The organism is Gemmatimonadaceae bacterium (assembly GCA_020846935.1).
Taxonomy (GTDB): Bacteria; Gemmatimonadota; Gemmatimonadetes; order Gemmatimonadales; family Gemmatimonadaceae; genus RBC101.
The window spans coordinates 597,944-612,843 of sequence record JADLCY010000001.1; the positions used below are offsets into that span (position 1 = coordinate 597,944).

17 protein-coding genes are annotated in these 14,900 nt (G+C 67.0%); 3 read left to right on the forward strand and 14 right to left on the reverse strand.

Annotation, left to right across the window (positions count from 1 at the left end; all coding sequences use genetic code 11):
- Nucleotides 1–6 precede the first annotated feature (6 nt).
- The gene (locus IT361_02500) at nucleotides 7–453 is read left to right on the forward strand and encodes a hypothetical protein (protein ID MCC6316535.1); all 447 of its coding nucleotides are present in this window, start codon (nucleotides 7–9) and stop codon (nucleotides 451–453) included.
- Nucleotides 454–684: 231 nt separating this feature from the next.
- Here the strand turns inward: IT361_02500 and IT361_02505 are convergent, their stop codons facing one another.
- The 11 genes from IT361_02505 to IT361_02555 all read right to left on the reverse strand — a co-directional run bounded on the left by IT361_02505 (nucleotide 685) and on the right by IT361_02555 (nucleotide 10,451).
- Nucleotides 685–1,089 carry a hypothetical protein gene (locus IT361_02505; protein MCC6316536.1) on the reverse strand — a complete coding sequence of 135 codons (405 nt, stop codon included), beginning with the start codon at nucleotides 1,087–1,089 and terminating at the stop codon, nucleotides 685–687.
- Between the two features lie 100 nt (nucleotides 1,090–1,189).
- Complete coding sequence (locus tag IT361_02510; protein ID MCC6316537.1) at nucleotides 1,190–1,600, reverse strand: hypothetical protein; 411 nt, start codon at nucleotides 1,598–1,600, stop codon at nucleotides 1,190–1,192.
- A 322-nt stretch (nucleotides 1,601–1,922) separates the two neighbouring features.
- Complete coding sequence (locus IT361_02515) at nucleotides 1,923–2,333, reverse strand: YeeE/YedE family protein (GenBank protein ID MCC6316538.1); 411 nt, start codon at nucleotides 2,331–2,333, stop codon at nucleotides 1,923–1,925.
- A complete protein-coding gene (locus IT361_02520) occupies nucleotides 2,330–2,803 on the reverse strand; it encodes a YeeE/YedE family protein (protein ID MCC6316539.1) in 474 nt (157 codons plus the stop codon). Before IT361_02520 ends, IT361_02515 begins: the two co-directional genes overlap by 4 nt.
- Nucleotides 2,800–4,305 (reverse strand): amino acid permease, encoded by a 1,506-nt coding sequence (locus IT361_02525; protein MCC6316540.1) that lies wholly within the window; start codon nucleotides 4,303–4,305, stop codon nucleotides 2,800–2,802. Before IT361_02525 ends, IT361_02520 begins: the two co-directional genes overlap by 4 nt.
- Before the next feature lie 573 nt (nucleotides 4,306–4,878).
- On the reverse strand, nucleotides 4,879–5,409 hold the full coding sequence (locus IT361_02530) for a dihydrofolate reductase family protein (protein ID MCC6316541.1): 531 nt from the start codon (nucleotides 5,407–5,409) through the stop codon (nucleotides 4,879–4,881).
- 88 nt (nucleotides 5,410–5,497) lie between these two features.
- Entirely contained in the window at nucleotides 5,498–5,911 is a 414-nt protein-coding gene (locus tag IT361_02535; protein ID MCC6316542.1) for an ester cyclase, read from the reverse strand.
- Nucleotides 5,912–7,273: 1,362 nt separating this feature from the next.
- Nucleotides 7,274–7,750, reverse strand: a complete 477-nt coding sequence (locus IT361_02540) for a DinB family protein (protein ID MCC6316543.1) — start codon at nucleotides 7,748–7,750, stop codon at nucleotides 7,274–7,276.
- 108 nt (nucleotides 7,751–7,858) lie between these two features.
- Nucleotides 7,859–8,269: a hypothetical protein gene (locus IT361_02545; protein MCC6316544.1), complete on the reverse strand. Its 411-nt coding sequence runs from the start codon at nucleotides 8,267–8,269 to the stop codon at nucleotides 7,859–7,861.
- A 242-nt stretch (nucleotides 8,270–8,511) separates the two neighbouring features.
- Nucleotides 8,512–9,492 (reverse strand): hypothetical protein, encoded by a 981-nt coding sequence (locus IT361_02550; GenBank protein ID MCC6316545.1) that lies wholly within the window; start codon nucleotides 9,490–9,492, stop codon nucleotides 8,512–8,514.
- Nucleotides 9,489–10,451, reverse strand: coding sequence for a hypothetical protein (locus IT361_02555; GenBank protein ID MCC6316546.1), 963 nt, complete (start codon nucleotides 10,449–10,451; stop codon nucleotides 9,489–9,491). The genes IT361_02550 and IT361_02555 overlap by 4 nt, the downstream gene beginning before the upstream one ends.
- Nucleotides 10,452–10,617: 166 nt before the next feature.
- On the opposite strand from IT361_02555, the gene IT361_02560 reads away from it, so the two are divergent.
- Nucleotides 10,618–10,770, forward strand: coding sequence for a hypothetical protein (locus IT361_02560; GenBank protein ID MCC6316547.1), 153 nt, complete (start codon nucleotides 10,618–10,620; stop codon nucleotides 10,768–10,770).
- Nucleotides 10,771–10,787: 17 nt separating this feature from the next.
- Here IT361_02560 and IT361_02565 read toward each other — a convergent pair whose 3' ends face one another.
- Together IT361_02565 and glgA are read right to left on the reverse strand one after the other, a co-directional pair.
- Nucleotides 10,788–11,396, reverse strand: a complete 609-nt coding sequence (locus IT361_02565) for a GNAT family N-acetyltransferase (protein ID MCC6316548.1) — start codon at nucleotides 11,394–11,396, stop codon at nucleotides 10,788–10,790.
- 64 nt (nucleotides 11,397–11,460) lie between these two features.
- Entirely contained in the window at nucleotides 11,461–12,903 is a 1,443-nt protein-coding gene (gene glgA / locus IT361_02570) for a glycogen synthase GlgA (GenBank protein ID MCC6316549.1), read from the reverse strand.
- 148 nt (nucleotides 12,904–13,051) lie between these two features.
- On the opposite strand from glgA, the gene glgC reads away from it, so the two are divergent.
- Nucleotides 13,052–14,317 carry a glucose-1-phosphate adenylyltransferase gene (gene glgC / locus IT361_02575; protein ID MCC6316550.1) on the forward strand — a complete coding sequence of 422 codons (1,266 nt, stop codon included), beginning with the start codon at nucleotides 13,052–13,054 and terminating at the stop codon, nucleotides 14,315–14,317.
- Between the two features lie 39 nt (nucleotides 14,318–14,356).
- Here the strand turns inward: glgC and msrB are convergent, their stop codons facing one another.
- Nucleotides 14,357–14,818, reverse strand: a complete 462-nt coding sequence (gene msrB, locus IT361_02580; protein MCC6316551.1) for a peptide-methionine (R)-S-oxide reductase MsrB — start codon at nucleotides 14,816–14,818, stop codon at nucleotides 14,357–14,359.
- Nucleotides 14,819–14,900 lie beyond the last annotated feature (82 nt).

The window sequence follows — 14,900 nt, forward strand, 5'->3', positions numbered from 1 at the left end:
CAGCGCATGACCTCGCGGGTACTGGCTGGCGTCGGGGCTCTCGCCGCCATTGGGCTGGTGTTGATCGTCCTCCTCCCCAGATCCTATCACGACGTGACGCACGTGGATGGCGTCGTGATGGCGGGCGGATCGCCACTCGCCGGCGCTATCGTGGCCATCAGCTTTCCTCAACCCTCGCGCGGCGGTGGCGCTCGCGTCATCAGCGACTCGCGAGGATGTTTCCACCTTTTTGCGCGTCACAGCACGCACGATCGCACGGCGCGACTGAGCGTGCGCGCGGCGCACGGGGTCGCCTGGGAGTGGGTGGGGCAAGACGCGCGCGATCTGGTGGCCGAGGTGCGCCTATCAAACGTCGGCGGGAGGAACGGGGGCGGAGATGTCCGCCAGCCCGAGTTCCCGCGCGACTCCGCCCTGAGGCGCTGTCATGGGATGCCGGTCGACACGACACGCTAACCTGGGGCGTCACCGCCGCTTCAGGCACCCTGGGGGTACGCCTCCCGAGGGTGGCACGGAGCCGGGGATGAGATCTGATGGCCCATCCCCGCTACCCGTCGCACCGCGCCGGCCGGATCAGCAACCAGCAGGCGCAGCAGGTGGTTTGCCATGAATGCCGGGGCTGATCAAGCACGGGCTCGCGATCCCCGAGCTCGCAGCGGCGTAACACGCGCGCCGCGATTCAATGCATCAGCGAGGCACGCCAATGCCCGCGAGCGCCTGGAGCGCGACACCCATTCCGATCGCCAGAAGCCAGAGCGCCAGTCCCTCGAACCGCTTCTCCAGCCTCTTCGCGGATGATACGGGCTGGCTTGGCTGCTCCCCGTGACGCAGGATCTCGTGACTCTGGCGCACGCGATCGATGAGCGAGAACTGCACGAGGAACGCCAGGAGCGCCGACAGGAACAGCATTCCAGTCGCGATCATGATCTTGATGAAGAACTTCCGATCGCCGTCCACGAACTGGCCGAGCGCGATCAACCCGCCCGCGGTGGTCATCGCGATCGTTCCGAGCTGCTTGAGGTAGTCAAACGACAGGCCAACCGCCGTGTCCAGACTGACCTTGTCTTCGTGCGCGCGAGGCTGTTGCTCCATTGAGCTATGCTCCGGGGATCCCGATCCGACAGCCCACCGAGCTGTACCTGGCCGGCGTCAGGACGCAGCGGTCCGCCGCGCCGCGACACATTCAACAATGCTACCGCTGGCGACGCGTTCGCCACAGCGTCAGCGCAATGAGAGACGTCGGCGCCGCAAGCAGCAGCCAGCCGTTCACATCGTTCGGTCGCCGAAAGGCGACCACGATCACCACGGCAGCGACAAGGCAGTAGCCAGTCGTCACGCCCGCAACGAACCAGGACTTCCGGCGCGACCAGCCAAGGCTCAGGAGAAGCACCAGCGGCACGCCAAAAAGCGGTGGCGACAGGTTGCCTCGCACGATGCCCGCAATCGCGAGCGTCAGAGCGCACCAGAGCACAGCAAGCCCCGTGTTCGGCCAGGAGCGATGACGTCGATGATCGATCACGATCATCACGGCCGCGAGTGGAACCGCCAGGCCGATGAGTATCGCACCAGCCAGCCACCAGAAAGAGAGGAGGTTCTCAAGCATGTCGAAGACTCCCTGTGCCGTCGTTGAGTGCGATCGTCATGCGCCCACCCCTGTGGGACACGAGCTTGGAGAGGAAGTCTCACAGCGCGAGTCCGTCGCCACCCACCGGCAGCGTGCGGTACGGCTTGAACGCTGCAGCGAAGTCGGCCATGCCCGGAAGGTGCTGCGGCACTGTGCGGCCCACTTGCCGCCAAGGCCCTCGCGATAGACATGAAGCTGCGGCACTGCGATCTCTGATTATCGTCCGGATTGCGATCGGGCGCGCCACCCACATCGGGCCTGACGAGGACGACGCCTTGCCTGCCGCGCTCCGAGTGCGTGGTCAGCGCGACTTCTGCAGGCCATGCACCCACGCGCCGAGCGCGATCCCGCCGAGCGCCCAGAGCACGGGCCAGTTGCCCGCGCCGAGCGAGGCAATCGCCGGGCCGGGACACACACCGCTCAGTCCCCAGCCGGCACCAAAGATCGCGGCGCCCACGATGGTATCGCGATCGAGCACCGATGGATGCACCCCGAATCGCTCGGCGAGCACCGGCTTTCGCATGAGGCGTGGCAGGAGCTGGTACGCCACCAGCGCGACTCCGGCCGCGCCGCCCAGGACGAGCATGAGCCCGAAGTCCTGCCACTCCAGGAACGACAGAACGACCTCGGGCCTGATCATCGCCGACAGTGCAAGCCCGAATCCGAAGAGCGCTCCGCAACACAGCACGGTGAGCGTCGAAGCCAGCTTCATCGCGCCACCACCCGCGCCACTAGCTGCGCCGTGACCATGGCCGAGGCGACGAACGTGAGCACCGCCAGGAGCGAGGGCAGCTGCAACGATGCCAGGCCGCAGATGCCATGACCCGAGGTGCAGCCATTCGAGAGACGCGCGCCGTACCCGGCGAGGAGCCCACCGATCAGCAACCGCCACCATGGCACGGTCGTGGTGAGGTCGACGTCTGGACCCAGCAGCAGGAGCCACGCGAGCGCGCCCAGCACCAGGCCCACGGCGTACACCAGGCGCCACCTGCGACTCGACACGAATCGCTCCTGCCGGAAGTACGCCGCACGTGAGACGAACGACCAGGTGGACGTGAACACCGTGCTCATGCCGCCGATCAGGCCCGTCATCGCGAACAGGAGCGACACGCCAATTCCGATCAGCAGGCCGCCGGCGAGGAACGTTTGCCAACCGGTCGGAAACAGCGTATTTGGTGTCATCGGGCCGCCTTCGCCTTCCAGGCGAAGTACACCGGGACGCCCAGCAGCACGATGACGAGCCCCGGCCACGTGGTCGCGGTGCGATACACGAAGAGGACCGCCAGCACCGCGACCACGCCGATCATGTAGAGCGCCGGCAGCCAGGGGTAGCCGAACGCGCGGTACGGTCGCGGAAGGTCTGGCCGCGTGCGGCGCAATCGGAAGATCCCGGCGATGGTCAACAGATAGAAGATCAGCGCCGCCGACACCACGTAGTCGAGCAGGTTGCTGTAGAGGTTGCCGTACGTGCCTGTTGTCGCGTTGTAGGTGCGCGGCAGCACCAGCGCCGCGGCCCAGATGCCTTCGAGCGCGAGGCCCCAGCCAGGCACCTTTGCACGGTTGAGCGTGGCCACGCGTTCGAAGAAGAGCCTGTCACGCGCCATCGCATAGAACGCGCGTGCCCCGGCCAGGATCAGGCCGTTGTTGCAGCCGAAGGTCGACACGATGATGCCCACCGCCATGATGGTCGCGCCGAACCCGGGAAAGACCGCGTCGAGCGTCGCGGTCGCGACGCGGTCTGACGGTGCGTGCTGAATCGCGTCGAACGGGAGCGTGACCAGGTACGCGACGTTGGCCAGAAGATACAGGCCGATGACGATCGACGTGCCGAAGGCCAGCGACAGCGGGATGTTGCGGCGTGGATCCTTCACCTCGCCGGCCGTGAAGGTGATGTTGTTCCACGCTTCCGACGAAAAGAGCGACCCGGTCTGCGACACGCACAGCGCCACGATCAGGCCAAACGTGGTGAGCGCCGACACTCCGGGCACGATGTCCGTGGCGCCGCGCACGGTCCAGAACTCGCCGAAGTTGTCGCCCACCGCGACCGCGTTCCACCCGAGCAGCAGGCCGACGGCGATCAGCGCGAGCAGCGCGCCGGCTTTGGCCGTCGTGAAGACGTTCTGGATCAGCTTTCCGTATTCGAGGCCGCGCGTGTTGGTCCAGGTCAGCAACGCGATCATGAGGATGCCGACGAGCTGCGTCGTCGACAGCGAGATCGCGTAGCCCGAGCTGACATGGATGGGCGCGATGAGGTAGTTGGCGTCGTCGACCCATGGCACCAGCACACCGAGGTAGCGCGCGAAGCCCACGGAGACCGCGGCGATGGTCCCGGTCTGGATGACGAGGAACAGCGTCCATCCATAGAGGAAGCCCCAGAGCGGCGAGAAGGCTTCGCGCAGGTAGACGTATTGGCCGCCGGCGCGCGGCATCATCGCCGCCAGTTCGCCGTACGACAGCGCACCCAGCACGGTGAGCACGCCGGTCAGAACCCAGGCTGCCAGCAACCAGCCCGGCGCGCCGAGCACGCGGCCCATGTCGGCTGACACGATGAAGATGCCGGAACCGATCATGGACCCGACGACCACCATCGTCGAATCATAGAGTCCTAGGCCCCGATGGAACTCGGTGTCGAGCTCCTCGGCCTGGCGAGCGGTGGCGGCCGGCCTGTCTGATGTCTCCTGCATGCGGTTCTTCGGGCTCACTGCTCGGGTGGACGAGCCGGTCTGGCTCCGACGCTCTTACGCGGGTTGTTCGAACCGCGCGCGACCAGGTGTTTCCCGTTCAGCGTCGCGACCGCAATCAACGCGCGGGCCGACGCTTGTCCACTACTCCCGCTCAGTGGCTCCCCGGGCGGCGTTCTCGTCAGGCCTCGGCCCGGCCCCTGAACGCCTCCTCACGAACACGTCCGACCTCCAGCTGATCGATTGCCGGCACGCCGAGCCTCTGCCTCCGTCATAGAGCGGCCCTGCTTGGTGTTTCCATAGAAGCGAGTCCCGGCGCAGTGGTAGACCCGAGAACCGGTGTTCACCCAGACCCGCGTGTTCTCAGGTGCGCCTCCACATGCTCTGCCGTAGGCGGGTCGGTAGCCGCGCCCTGAGCGTCGGCCTCGAGCAGGTATCGTCCGCGCCGCGTCGTGCCGAAGTGCCGTGCCGCGCTGGCCTCAAACGTCCACGAGCCGTCGGCAGTGAACGCCCACGTATCAGTCGCCGTCGCGACGCCCCACTGGCGCGCGTTGCAATTGGCGATCGGAAGCGCTGTCACGCCGGCACGTAGGTCAGCCTGACGACACTCTCGTCCACCCGATCATGGGTCACGAGTCGGAGTGGCGGCCGAGGTCCGGCGAAGTAAGGCTTGCCGTGACCAAGCACGACGGAGTGCAGGTAGATCCGATACTCGTCGATCAGGCCAAGCTCGGCGACGCTCTGTGCCAGGTCCGGGCCCGCCACTTCGATCTCCCCGTCACGCTCGGCCTTGAGCCTGCGGATCGCGCTTGCAAGGTCGTGCCCGACGAGCGTGGCGTTTGGGCCGACCGACGTCAGCGAGCGCGAGACGACCCATTTCGGTTGACTCCGCCACGCCGCGGCGAAGGCGTGCTCGTCTGCACCCCATTCGGGGTGGTCGTCGTCCCAATAGCGCATGACCTCATACATCTGCCGCCCGTAGAGGCTCCCCGCCTGTCTCCGCACCTCCTCGATGAAGTGGCGAAAGAGCGCGGGGCTGGGCGCAAACGCCGTGTGGTCAACGTAGCCGTCCAGCGATTGATTCATTCCGAACACGAGCGTTGCCATGTCAGCTCCTCTCTCTCAGCCCGTCAACGCGGTGTTCGAGCATCGTCGATGGCAGCGAAGGCTTTGACGCCACAGGCCGCGCGCCGAATCAGGTCAGCCCAAGCTGCTGCAGCATGAGCAGCTGATCAAACTGCTCCCAGCGCTCCTTCACCTTGCCATCCACGATGTGGTCGACGATCAGCCCGTCGATCGCGATTCGCTTGCCGGTTGCAGGAGCCGGGCCGAGCGGTCCGGTGTGGGTTCCGGTGGCTCGCCAACGGAATGCCACGACGCTGCCCTGGACCACCTGATCTTCGATCGTGAAGTGCAGATCGGGAAAGGCACGCAGGAATTCCGTGACGAACTCCTTCCACGAGCCGACCCCACGCAACGGTTCGGGAGCCCCGGTGATATGAACGATGCAATCCTCCTCGAAGGCTGCATCCGCGACCGATGCATCGCCGCGATTGATACCCTCGCACCATATGCGTTCGTACGCGATGACTGCGTCCAGAGGGATCATGGTAGGCTCCTGGAAGCGCTCGGGCTGATGGCGATGCGATTGTCCCCGGCGGATGGCGCCAGCGTTGGGTCGCGGCGTGACGAGGATGGTCCTTCTGCGCCGTCCGCGAGCACACTGGCTGCACGGGCGCCGCGCCGCCAACCATATCGCCAGCCGACGCCGGCTGCAACTATTGGTTAGCCAGCCACCGCCTCCGCGCGATCCATCGCGCGGCAGCTCAGCGGGAAGGCACCCCCTCGTTGCCGGACTGCCCGCGTGGACTCCGCCCGCCTTCAACGCAACGCGTAAATGCCGTCCCAGAAGCCAGTGTCGCCAGAGCCGCCCGTCTTCCCTCCGAAGACCCACACGGCATTGCGATGGGACACGACAAAATTCGCTGCACGCGGAGGACCGGGAAGCTCGGCGTTCGAGCGGCTCCACTGAACTCCGTCCGACGAGGACCACACGTCGCGTAGTCCAACGCCCGCGATCACCCACATGCGGCCTCTCGCAACGCCGACGCCCGGATAGGTCCGCGCTGACCACGGCGCTGCCGCCTGTACCCGTCGCCAATGGGCACCATCCGGCGAGGTCCACACGTCATTCGTCGCGTGCTCCCAACGACCATGCCCAAGGATCCACAGGGCATTCTGGAAGACGATCACCCGCGACGGGGGCGCAGGGGGCAAGCCGGTCGCGCGATGCGGAACCCAGGTCACGCCATCGCGGGTGCTCCACACGGTGCCGTCGCCTCGTTCTCCACCTATCAGCCAGAGGGAGTCACGAAAGGGGATCAAGTGTGCGCCAGCCGTGGGTGGCCAAGGCGCCTCGGCGATTACCCTGTGCCAGCTCACGGCGTCCGTCGAGCTCCACACGTCGTTGAAATAGGTCCGCTGCTGACCACGGGACTCGAATCCTCCCGTACGCCACAAGACACCGCCAAATGACGCGTCGGCGGACTGGTAGCGGCTTCCCCACGCCGCGTTGGTGCGCATCGTCCGCCATTGCGCTCCGTCGGTGGATTCATGGATCCGCAGAGGGTCTGCGCCGTCGCCGATCATGACGAAGCGATCCCCGTGGACGACCACCGGCGTCGCCATCGGCCACTGCCCCTCTCGGCACGTCGGCGGCAAGCATCCGCCACCCGGGGCTCTAACCACGTGCCAGGCCTCCGCGCTCGACAGGAGCACCACCGCTGCGCTGGCAATGACCAGGCCCCTGAGACTCATGCTGTCGCTCCTCCACCGCGTGCCACCCTGGATTGGCTGCCCGATGTTCGCCTAACGCGGCCGAAACGCTCCGGCACCGGATCGTGGGAGACCACCGGCTCATGTTCCGAGCCAGCACGTGACTTTCGTCCTCGGGCACCGGCCGGTCGCCCGCTCACCATGTGTAGCCGCCTTCCGGGGGTGGCCACAGGCCCATCAACTGCCGCAGGAGCACGACCTGGCCAAGGTGATGGGCATTGTGCAGGGCAACGTGCTCGCACACATGGCGATAGGTGTAGGCCGCCATCATTGGTGTTTCAATGACGGGGTCGACGGGCAGGCTGAGGTCGTGACGCGACGCCGCCCTCACCAGTTCGTCCGAGCCGGCAAGAAATTGGGTCCGCGTGGCCAGCCAGTCGTCCTCGCCAACCGCAGGCCAACCGATCCTCGCCGACCGGGCTATCGGTTCTGCCCGCCCATCGATGCGAGCGGTGAACCACGTCTGCCAGTACGCCATGTGGGCTACGATCTCCGCGATGGAATGCGGTGCGTGCGCCGGGCGACGACAGGCGTGTTCCGGTGTCAGGTTTGCAAGCACGGCGGCGGGCGCCAGGTGCGAGTGCGTGTCGATCAACAGCTCACGCGTGTTCATCCCGGTGAGTCTCCCTCAGTCGGCAGCGTACGTTCCTGGTGGGGGCATCCGGAAATCAGTTGATACTCAGGTGAGTGCCTCGTGATGCCGCTCAAGCCCTGCCCGACCTTAGCCGGGCAGGAACAGCCTGACGGGGACCGCGCGCAATCTCAACGAAACCGACTGACCGGTTGCCGACACGGGCGCGAGCGCGTCCGCCACCTCGCCACTCAGGTGATACTCGCCCGCCGGGAGCCGAGCCCCGGAATTGTCCCGAAAATCCCACGGCGTCAGGAACGAACGGCGGCCGTATCCTGGAATGGCAATAGCGTTGGCAGGTTCGGTTCGAACCTGGAGGAGCTGACTGTCCCAGACCTGCCTCCCGGAGGCATCGCTCACGAAGGCTCGAAACGCAACGTTGTCCGTCTGCGTCACGAAGCGCACAGTGTCGGGGGACTCGTTGATGACGATGAGCCGCAGGATCACCGCGGCGTCACCCACGGCAATCTGCGGCACTTCGATGCCAATCGAGAGAGGCAAAGGTACGGGCTCCACTGCGCCGGAGGTGCAGGATGCTGCCAACGTTGTGCTCCCGACGAGCACACTGCACATCAGCTTCGCTCTCATTGTGCGGCTGCTCACCTTTCCCCCGACTCGCGCGGCACCTGCGACGTTTCCTTCCGCCCATGAATTCTTCATCCGCCACTCCCGCCTTCCCCTCGCCCTCCAACCTCCACGCGCCCCCCCGCCAGCGACTTCAACGACCACATCGAAGCGCGACGTCAGAACACCCAGGGTATCGCCTGGAACTGGCGCGTCACCAGTACGCGTGAATCTCTGCCCCCGATGAACGCCACCTTGGCCTGCCCCCAACCAAAGAACGCACCCACGCGCGACTTGCCCTGCAACGGCGACGTGAACACGCCATCCCGCTCCCCGGCCACGGCAACGCCAAATGACACATACCCGGGACGCAGCACACCGCCCTCCGCTCCGCCCCACCCCGTCCGCCAGATGTAGCTGCGCACCCCGATCTCGGCGATGGTCACGGCGCGCGCCCTGGACTCGGCCGCAGTGAAATAGGCGGGCACGTACGCGCTCACGATCTCCAGGCGCGAGGGCCACCCCTCGCCGGTGGGCGAAAACATCGGCACCCACTGGGCCAGGTAGTTGAGCCCGACCTCGACGGCGTTGAGCTGCGGCGACGCGGGCCCGTACTTGCGCTCGAACCGATTGAGCTTCTCGAGACTGTGCCCGATCGATACCACGCGCTGTGCAAAATGCATGGCATCGAGCGGCACGAGGATGCGGTCCAGGGAGTCCTCCAGCGCGCCGGGCCGCGCGGATTCGACCAACCGGCGAATGTCAGGCATGAAACCGGTCAGCGAATCCAGCGCACCGGCATCGCCGGCGCCGAGCCCAGGCGCCTGAGCCCGACGACGAAACCGTGCAATCCGGCCAAAGCTCGCCTGCGGCGGCGCGCCAGGCGCGGCGAACGTTTCGGCGACCACGCGGAGCGGCAATCGCGAGACCGCGGGTCGATCGAGCCGCATCAGCAGAGTGTCGACGACGGCCGCCAGCGCGGGGTTGGGCGACACCTGACGATACAGCGCCACCTCGGCCCGCGCGGCCGCGAGCAAGGCATCGACCGTGAGGGTGCGCACCACGGCGGTGTCGAAGCGCACGCCCCGAGTCGTGGGCTGCGCGTGCGCGGCCGCGGCCCACGCGCACGCCATCACGGCGACCAGGCGATCGGGCTTCATGTCGTGCACCAGTCCCGCAACTCGGGCGCGTTGCGAATGACGTATTGCTCCCAGCTGTGCGGATTGGATGGGCCGATCTGCGGGCGCTCGCGCTCCCGCAGCGAAGCCATGAGCCGCTGCGACAACTCCGCTTTGCTGCCGATGTTCAGGGCCTGCTGGTCGTCGATGCGTGAGACCTGACCCGCAACATCCATGTAGGCCCACGGTGCGCGATTGCGAAAGAAGAACCCGCCCACGGGGTCGAGGTTGCCGGTGATGGACACCCAGCGCTTCACCGAAGGCACCACCATGCCGGACACGGTGGTTTCCGAAGGAATTGTGAGACTGTCGCCCTGGACGCAGTAGAGCCAGCGCTTGTTGGGCACGAGACTCCCCATGGCGTCGGCCACGGTGCGGATCATCTGCACCGGTGAGGCCATGAAGACGACGTTGGCGAACTGCACCTCGTGGCGGCCGGGCTGCAGGCCGTGCGAGGGAAACTTCGCGATGTGGTGCAGCACCTCGTACGTATGGAAACACCCCAGCGAGTGGCAGATGATCGTCAGGTGCTGGCGCCGCGCCGGCACGCCGCTCGCCACGCCGTCCTGTACGATCTGCTTGAGCTGGGCGATGCACGCTTCCCGCGCCGCGGTGCGTGCATCGGCCACGAGCACCGGCCACAGGATGTCCCCGATGGACTCGCTGACTGCAGGCCCCAGCTGGGGATCGGCCAGTCGCTCGGAGATCGCACCCATGGCGCGCGACAGCAGGTCGCCGAGCTGGGTCTTGCCCTGGAACCAGTCGTTGACCTGGTCGTACCAGAGCTGATAGATGGCGGTGGTGTCCGCGGCAGCGCCGAGCATCGTGCGGATCTCGGCGAGCAGCTCGACGTAGTCACCCCGCGTTGCGTTTCCGATGCCGTGAATCAGCAGGATCGCCCGCCGCTCCGGCCACGCCTGCGATTGCAACTCGAACGCCACGCCAACCCTCCTGTCCTCGCGACCCCCACGTTATCGCGCAGGGTCCGGCGGTACAACTGGGACTTGCCCGAGGTCTCGCGTGTGGTCCGCGCCGCGCGGCGGGCGTATCTTCTGCCTCAGATCACCGCTTGCCCGGCGACTCGCTGCGGTCGCTCAAGGAGGATTCATGAAAAAGAGCACGATCCCGGACTTCTCGCGAAAGCACCCCGCGCCGGGCGCCAAGGCGAACCCCGCCGGAGGCAAGGCGCCGGTGCCGCATCCAAACCAGCCGCAGAAGCCGCCAACGAAGTCCAAGACCAGCGGGCGGCGTGGCGGGTGACGGGCTGAGCCGTCCGGCTATCCGATGGCCGTGCGGTTGCCGCGCTGCAACCGCAGCTCCAGGTGCCGCTTCACGTCTGGCCATTCCGCGGCCAGAATGCTGAACATCACCGAGTCCCTCACTGTGCCGTCGCGTCGCGCCTGATGGTGACGGAGCACGCCATCGCGCTGCGCCCCAAGCCGCGCGATGGCCTGCTGCGACGCAAAGTTGAAGTTGTCGGTGCGCAGACCCACGACGGCGCACCCGAGGCGTTCAAAGGCGTGGCCCAGCAGGAGGAGCTTGCATGTGGTGTTCACGTGGCTCCGCTGCCAGCTGTGCCCGTACCACGTCCAGCCGATCTCGACGCGGTCGATCGCCGGGACGATGTCATGGTATCGCGTGCTTCCGATGACGCGCCCGCTTGCGGTGTCGACGACTGCCCATGGCAACATGTGTCCCGCCGCCTGGCCCGCGAGCGCTGTCTCTATGTAGGCCTCGACCTCCTCCGGCCGGGGGACCGAGGTATACCACAGCTCCCAGAGCGCGCCGTCCTGCGCCGCGAGGGCGAGACCTTCGCGGTGGCTCGTGGCGAGCGGTTCGAGCCGAACGCCGTTGGATTCGAGGGTGATGGGTGCCGTGGTGATCATCGGTGGCGGCAGGGAGGGCTGGTGCGTTCAGCTGTTGATCGACGTGCGCGCAAGCGATCATGGGTTACCCGCGCCGACTCCGGATCGCCCGTTCGTAGAGCGTTGCGTATTGGCCCGCGGCCGATCCCCAGGAATGGTCCTCGCGCATTCCTCGGTCACGCAGGATGGCCCAGCTCTTCGGGTCGCGCCACACCGCCAGCGCGCGATCGATCGCTTCGGCCAGGTGCTGGGCGTTGGGCGGGTGAAAGCGAAAGCCGTTGCCGTCCCATCCTTCGCGTACCGTGTCGCTCAACCCACCGGTGGCGCGCACGATCGGGATCGTGCCGTAGCGCATCGCGATCATCTGGCCCAGGCCGCAAGGCTCGAAACGTGAGGGCATGAGGAACGCATCCGCACCGGCGTAAATGCGCTGCGCCAGCGCGGCGTCAAAGCCGATGCGGGCCGCGACGCGCGCCGGGTACGCCTTCGCGTGCTGTCGAAAGGTCGCCTCCAGGTGCGCCTGCCCCGAGCCAAGCACCACCAGCTGCGCATTGGTCCGACCCACCAGCCACGGGACCACCCGATCCAGCAGGTCGAGCCCTTTCTGTTCGACGAGTCGGGACACGATGCCGAGGAGCGGACGGCCGGCGTCCTCGGCCCATCCGCACTCGCGTTGCAGCGCCGCCTTGCACGCTGCCTTGCCCGAGGGGTCGTCCGCGCTGTAGTGCGCGGCGATGTGTCGATCGGTCGACGGGTCGTTGACCGTGGTGTCGATGCCGTTCAGGATGCCGACGAGTCGATCGGCGCGACGCCGGAGCAGACCATCGAGCCGTTCGCCGTATTCGCCCGTCCGGATCTCGGTGGCGTACGTGGGACTCACGGTGCTCACCACGTCACTGAACCCGATACCCCGCGCCATGAAGTTGAACGTGCCGGCGACGCCCGGACCCACACTGTCTTCCACCATACCGCCCTCGGCGAGCCCGGCCAGACCCACCGTGGCCGGCGTCACCTGACCCTGGTACGCAAGGTTGTGGATCGTGAAGACGGTGGCGATGTGGCCAAACGTGTACGCGAGCACCGTTCGGATGTAGTTAGGCACGAGGGCGGAGTGCCAGTCGTGACAGTGCACCACGTCCGGCTGCCATCCCTCGACCTCACGCAGGTGTTGCATGAGCGTGACGACGCCGCGTGCGAACAGGATGAACCGACGCGCATCATCAGGCTCGCCGTAGATCGCGGCACGTTCGAACGCGGCCGGCACGTCGAGGAACCACGTAGGCACCGCGGTGCTGGTCGCCCGCCAGACACGCAGTTCCTCCGTCTTCTCTCCGAGCGGGAGAAATGCCGCGGCGATCGGCCCTTCGGCGGGCACGCCTTGTTCGCGGATCGTGCGGTAGCGCGGCATGACCACACGCACGTCGAGGCCGCGCTCGCGCAGGGCCGCCGGCAGGGCACCGGCGACGTCGGCAAGACCACCGGTTTTCACGAACGGTGCCACTTCCGCGGCAACGAAGAGGACTCTCATGGCGGCGGGGACAAGGCGAATGCCTGACGGTCCGGCCAATCTACCGCACCCGGGGCTCTTACGCGCCGCGTGGCACCGGCACAGGTTGGGCCGACGGACCGCCCCACCTGCCCGGAGGCTGCATGTCACGCTCGCCGGCGATTCACGCATGATGTCCACGCGACGCTCCACCAACATCGCGCGGAGCGCGATGGCCTATGTCCTGGCCGGGGGCCGCGGGGCCCGCCTGCACGAGCTGACCGATCGCCGCGCCAAGCCGGCGGTGTTCTTTGGCGGCAAGTCGCGCATCATCGACTTCGCGCTCTCCAACGCGCTCAACTCCGGCATCCGTCGCATCGGCGTGGCCACGCAGTACAAGGCGCACAGCCTGATCCGGCACCTGCAGCGCGGCTGGAACTTCCTGCGCCCCGAACGCAACGAGAGCTTCGACATCCTGCCGGCCAGCCAACGCGTCTCCGAGACGCAGTGGTACGACGGCACGGCCGACGCCGTCTACCAGAACATCGACATCATCGAGCCCTACGCACCGGAGTTCATGGTCGTCCTCGCCGGCGACCACATCTACAAGATGGACTACGAGCTGATGCTCGAGCAGCACGTCGAGCAGGACGCCGACGTGACCGTCGGCTGCCTCGTGGTCCCGCGGCTCGAGGCCACCGGGTTCGGCGTCATGCACGTGGACGAATCCGACCGGATCGTGACGTTCGTCGAGAAACCTGCCGATCCACCGGGCATCCCCGGCAACCCGGACTTCGCGCTGGCGAGCATGGGGATCTACGTCTTCAAGACGCCCTTTCTGTTCGACCTGCTCCGCCGCGACGCCGGCAACCCGGACTCGAGCCACGATTTCGGGAAGGACATCATCCCGTACGTCGTCACGCACGGCAAAGCCGTCGCCCACCGCTTCGACCAGTCCTGCGTCAAGGCGGCGACCGAGCAGGAGGCCTACTGGCGTGATGCCGGAACGATCGACGCCTACTGGGAGGCGAACATCGACCTCACCACGGTCACCCCGTCCCTCGACCTCTACGACCAGACGTGGCCGATCTGGAGCTACGCCGAGATCGTGCCACCGGCCAAGTTCGTGCATAACGAGGACGGCCGCCGGGGCACCGCACTCAACTCCCTGGTGTCCGGCGGGTGCATCGTCTCGGGGTCGCACGTGCACCGCAGCCTGCTCTTCACGGGCGTGAAGGTGCACTCCTACGTGAAGCTCGAGGCGGCGGTGGTGCAGCCCTACGCCGACATCGGGCGCGGCGCGCGGCTCCGAAACGTGGTGATCGACCGCGACGTGCGGATTCCGCCCGGCCTCGTCGTGGGCGAAGATCCGGCGTTCGATGCGCAACGCTTCCGCCGGACGGATCGCGGCGTGGTGCTGATCACCCAGCCGATGCTGGATCGGCTGGATCGTTAGGCGCCCGCCGGGCCACGCGCGCCCGCCGGTGAAACGTGCTCAGGCCGCGCCAGCGCCCGCCGAGTGCCGCGCCAGCGCCACCGCGTTCATGCAGTATCGCAGCCCGCTGGGCGCCGGCCCGTCGGGAAACACGTGCCCGAGGTGCGCGTCGCACACGTTGCACAGCGTCTCGACCCGCAGCATGCCGTACGAGGTGTCGGCGCGATAGGCAATCACGTCGGTCGCCACCGGCTGCGTGAACGACGGCCATCCCGTGCCGGACTCGAACTTCTCCGCTGAGTCGAACAGGACCGTGCCGCAGCACACGCAGGCGTAGCGTCCCGGTTCGAAGAGGCTGCACATGTCCGAGGAGAACGCGCGCTCCGTGCCGTGCTGGCGCGTCACGCGGAACGCTTCCGGAGACAGCTGCGAGCGCCACTGGGCTTCGGTACGCTCCACGCGGCGCGGTGGAGCAGCGTTGGTGCCGCGGGTGATCGCCAGGATGTCGTGCCAGTTCTGCATACCCCTCCTCCGGGTGGTGTGGCCTGCCCCGAGAAGTCCCGGGACCGGCGGGAGGTTCCTCGTGACGGCCTCCGGCTGGCGT

Excerpts from the sequence above, each read along its gene's own strand:
- IT361_02500 (MCC6316535.1), top strand. The coding sequence starts at position 7 with ATGACCTCGCGGGTACTGGCTGGCGTCGGGGCTCTCGCCGCCATTGGG.
- IT361_02505 (MCC6316536.1), bottom strand. The coding sequence starts at position 1,089 with ATGGAGCAACAGCCTCGCGCGCACGAAGACAAGGTCAGTCTGGACACG.
- IT361_02510 (MCC6316537.1), bottom strand. The coding sequence starts at position 1,600 with ATGCTTGAGAACCTCCTCTCTTTCTGGTGGCTGGCTGGTGCGATACTC.
- IT361_02515 (MCC6316538.1), bottom strand. The coding sequence starts at position 2,333 with ATGAAGCTGGCTTCGACGCTCACCGTGCTGTGTTGCGGAGCGCTCTTC.
- IT361_02520 (MCC6316539.1), bottom strand. The coding sequence starts at position 2,803 with ATGACACCAAATACGCTGTTTCCGACCGGTTGGCAAACGTTCCTCGCC.
- IT361_02525 (MCC6316540.1), bottom strand. The coding sequence starts at position 4,305 with ATGCAGGAGACATCAGACAGGCCGGCCGCCACCGCTCGCCAGGCCGAG.
- IT361_02530 (MCC6316541.1), bottom strand. The coding sequence starts at position 5,409 with ATGGCAACGCTCGTGTTCGGAATGAATCAATCGCTGGACGGCTACGTT.
- IT361_02535 (MCC6316542.1), bottom strand. The coding sequence starts at position 5,911 with ATGATCCCTCTGGACGCAGTCATCGCGTACGAACGCATATGGTGCGAG.
- IT361_02540 (MCC6316543.1), bottom strand. The coding sequence starts at position 7,750 with ATGAACACGCGTGAGCTGTTGATCGACACGCACTCGCACCTGGCGCCC.
- IT361_02550 (MCC6316545.1), bottom strand. The coding sequence starts at position 9,492 with ATGAAGCCCGATCGCCTGGTCGCCGTGATGGCGTGCGCGTGGGCCGCG.
- IT361_02560 (MCC6316547.1), top strand. The coding sequence starts at position 10,618 with ATGAAAAAGAGCACGATCCCGGACTTCTCGCGAAAGCACCCCGCGCCG.
- IT361_02565 (MCC6316548.1), bottom strand. The coding sequence starts at position 11,396 with ATGATCACCACGGCACCCATCACCCTCGAATCCAACGGCGTTCGGCTC.
- glgA (MCC6316549.1), bottom strand. The coding sequence starts at position 12,903 with ATGAGAGTCCTCTTCGTTGCCGCGGAAGTGGCACCGTTCGTGAAAACC.
- glgC (MCC6316550.1), top strand. The coding sequence starts at position 13,052 with ATGATGTCCACGCGACGCTCCACCAACATCGCGCGGAGCGCGATGGCC.
- msrB (MCC6316551.1), bottom strand. The coding sequence starts at position 14,818 with ATGCAGAACTGGCACGACATCCTGGCGATCACCCGCGGCACCAACGCT.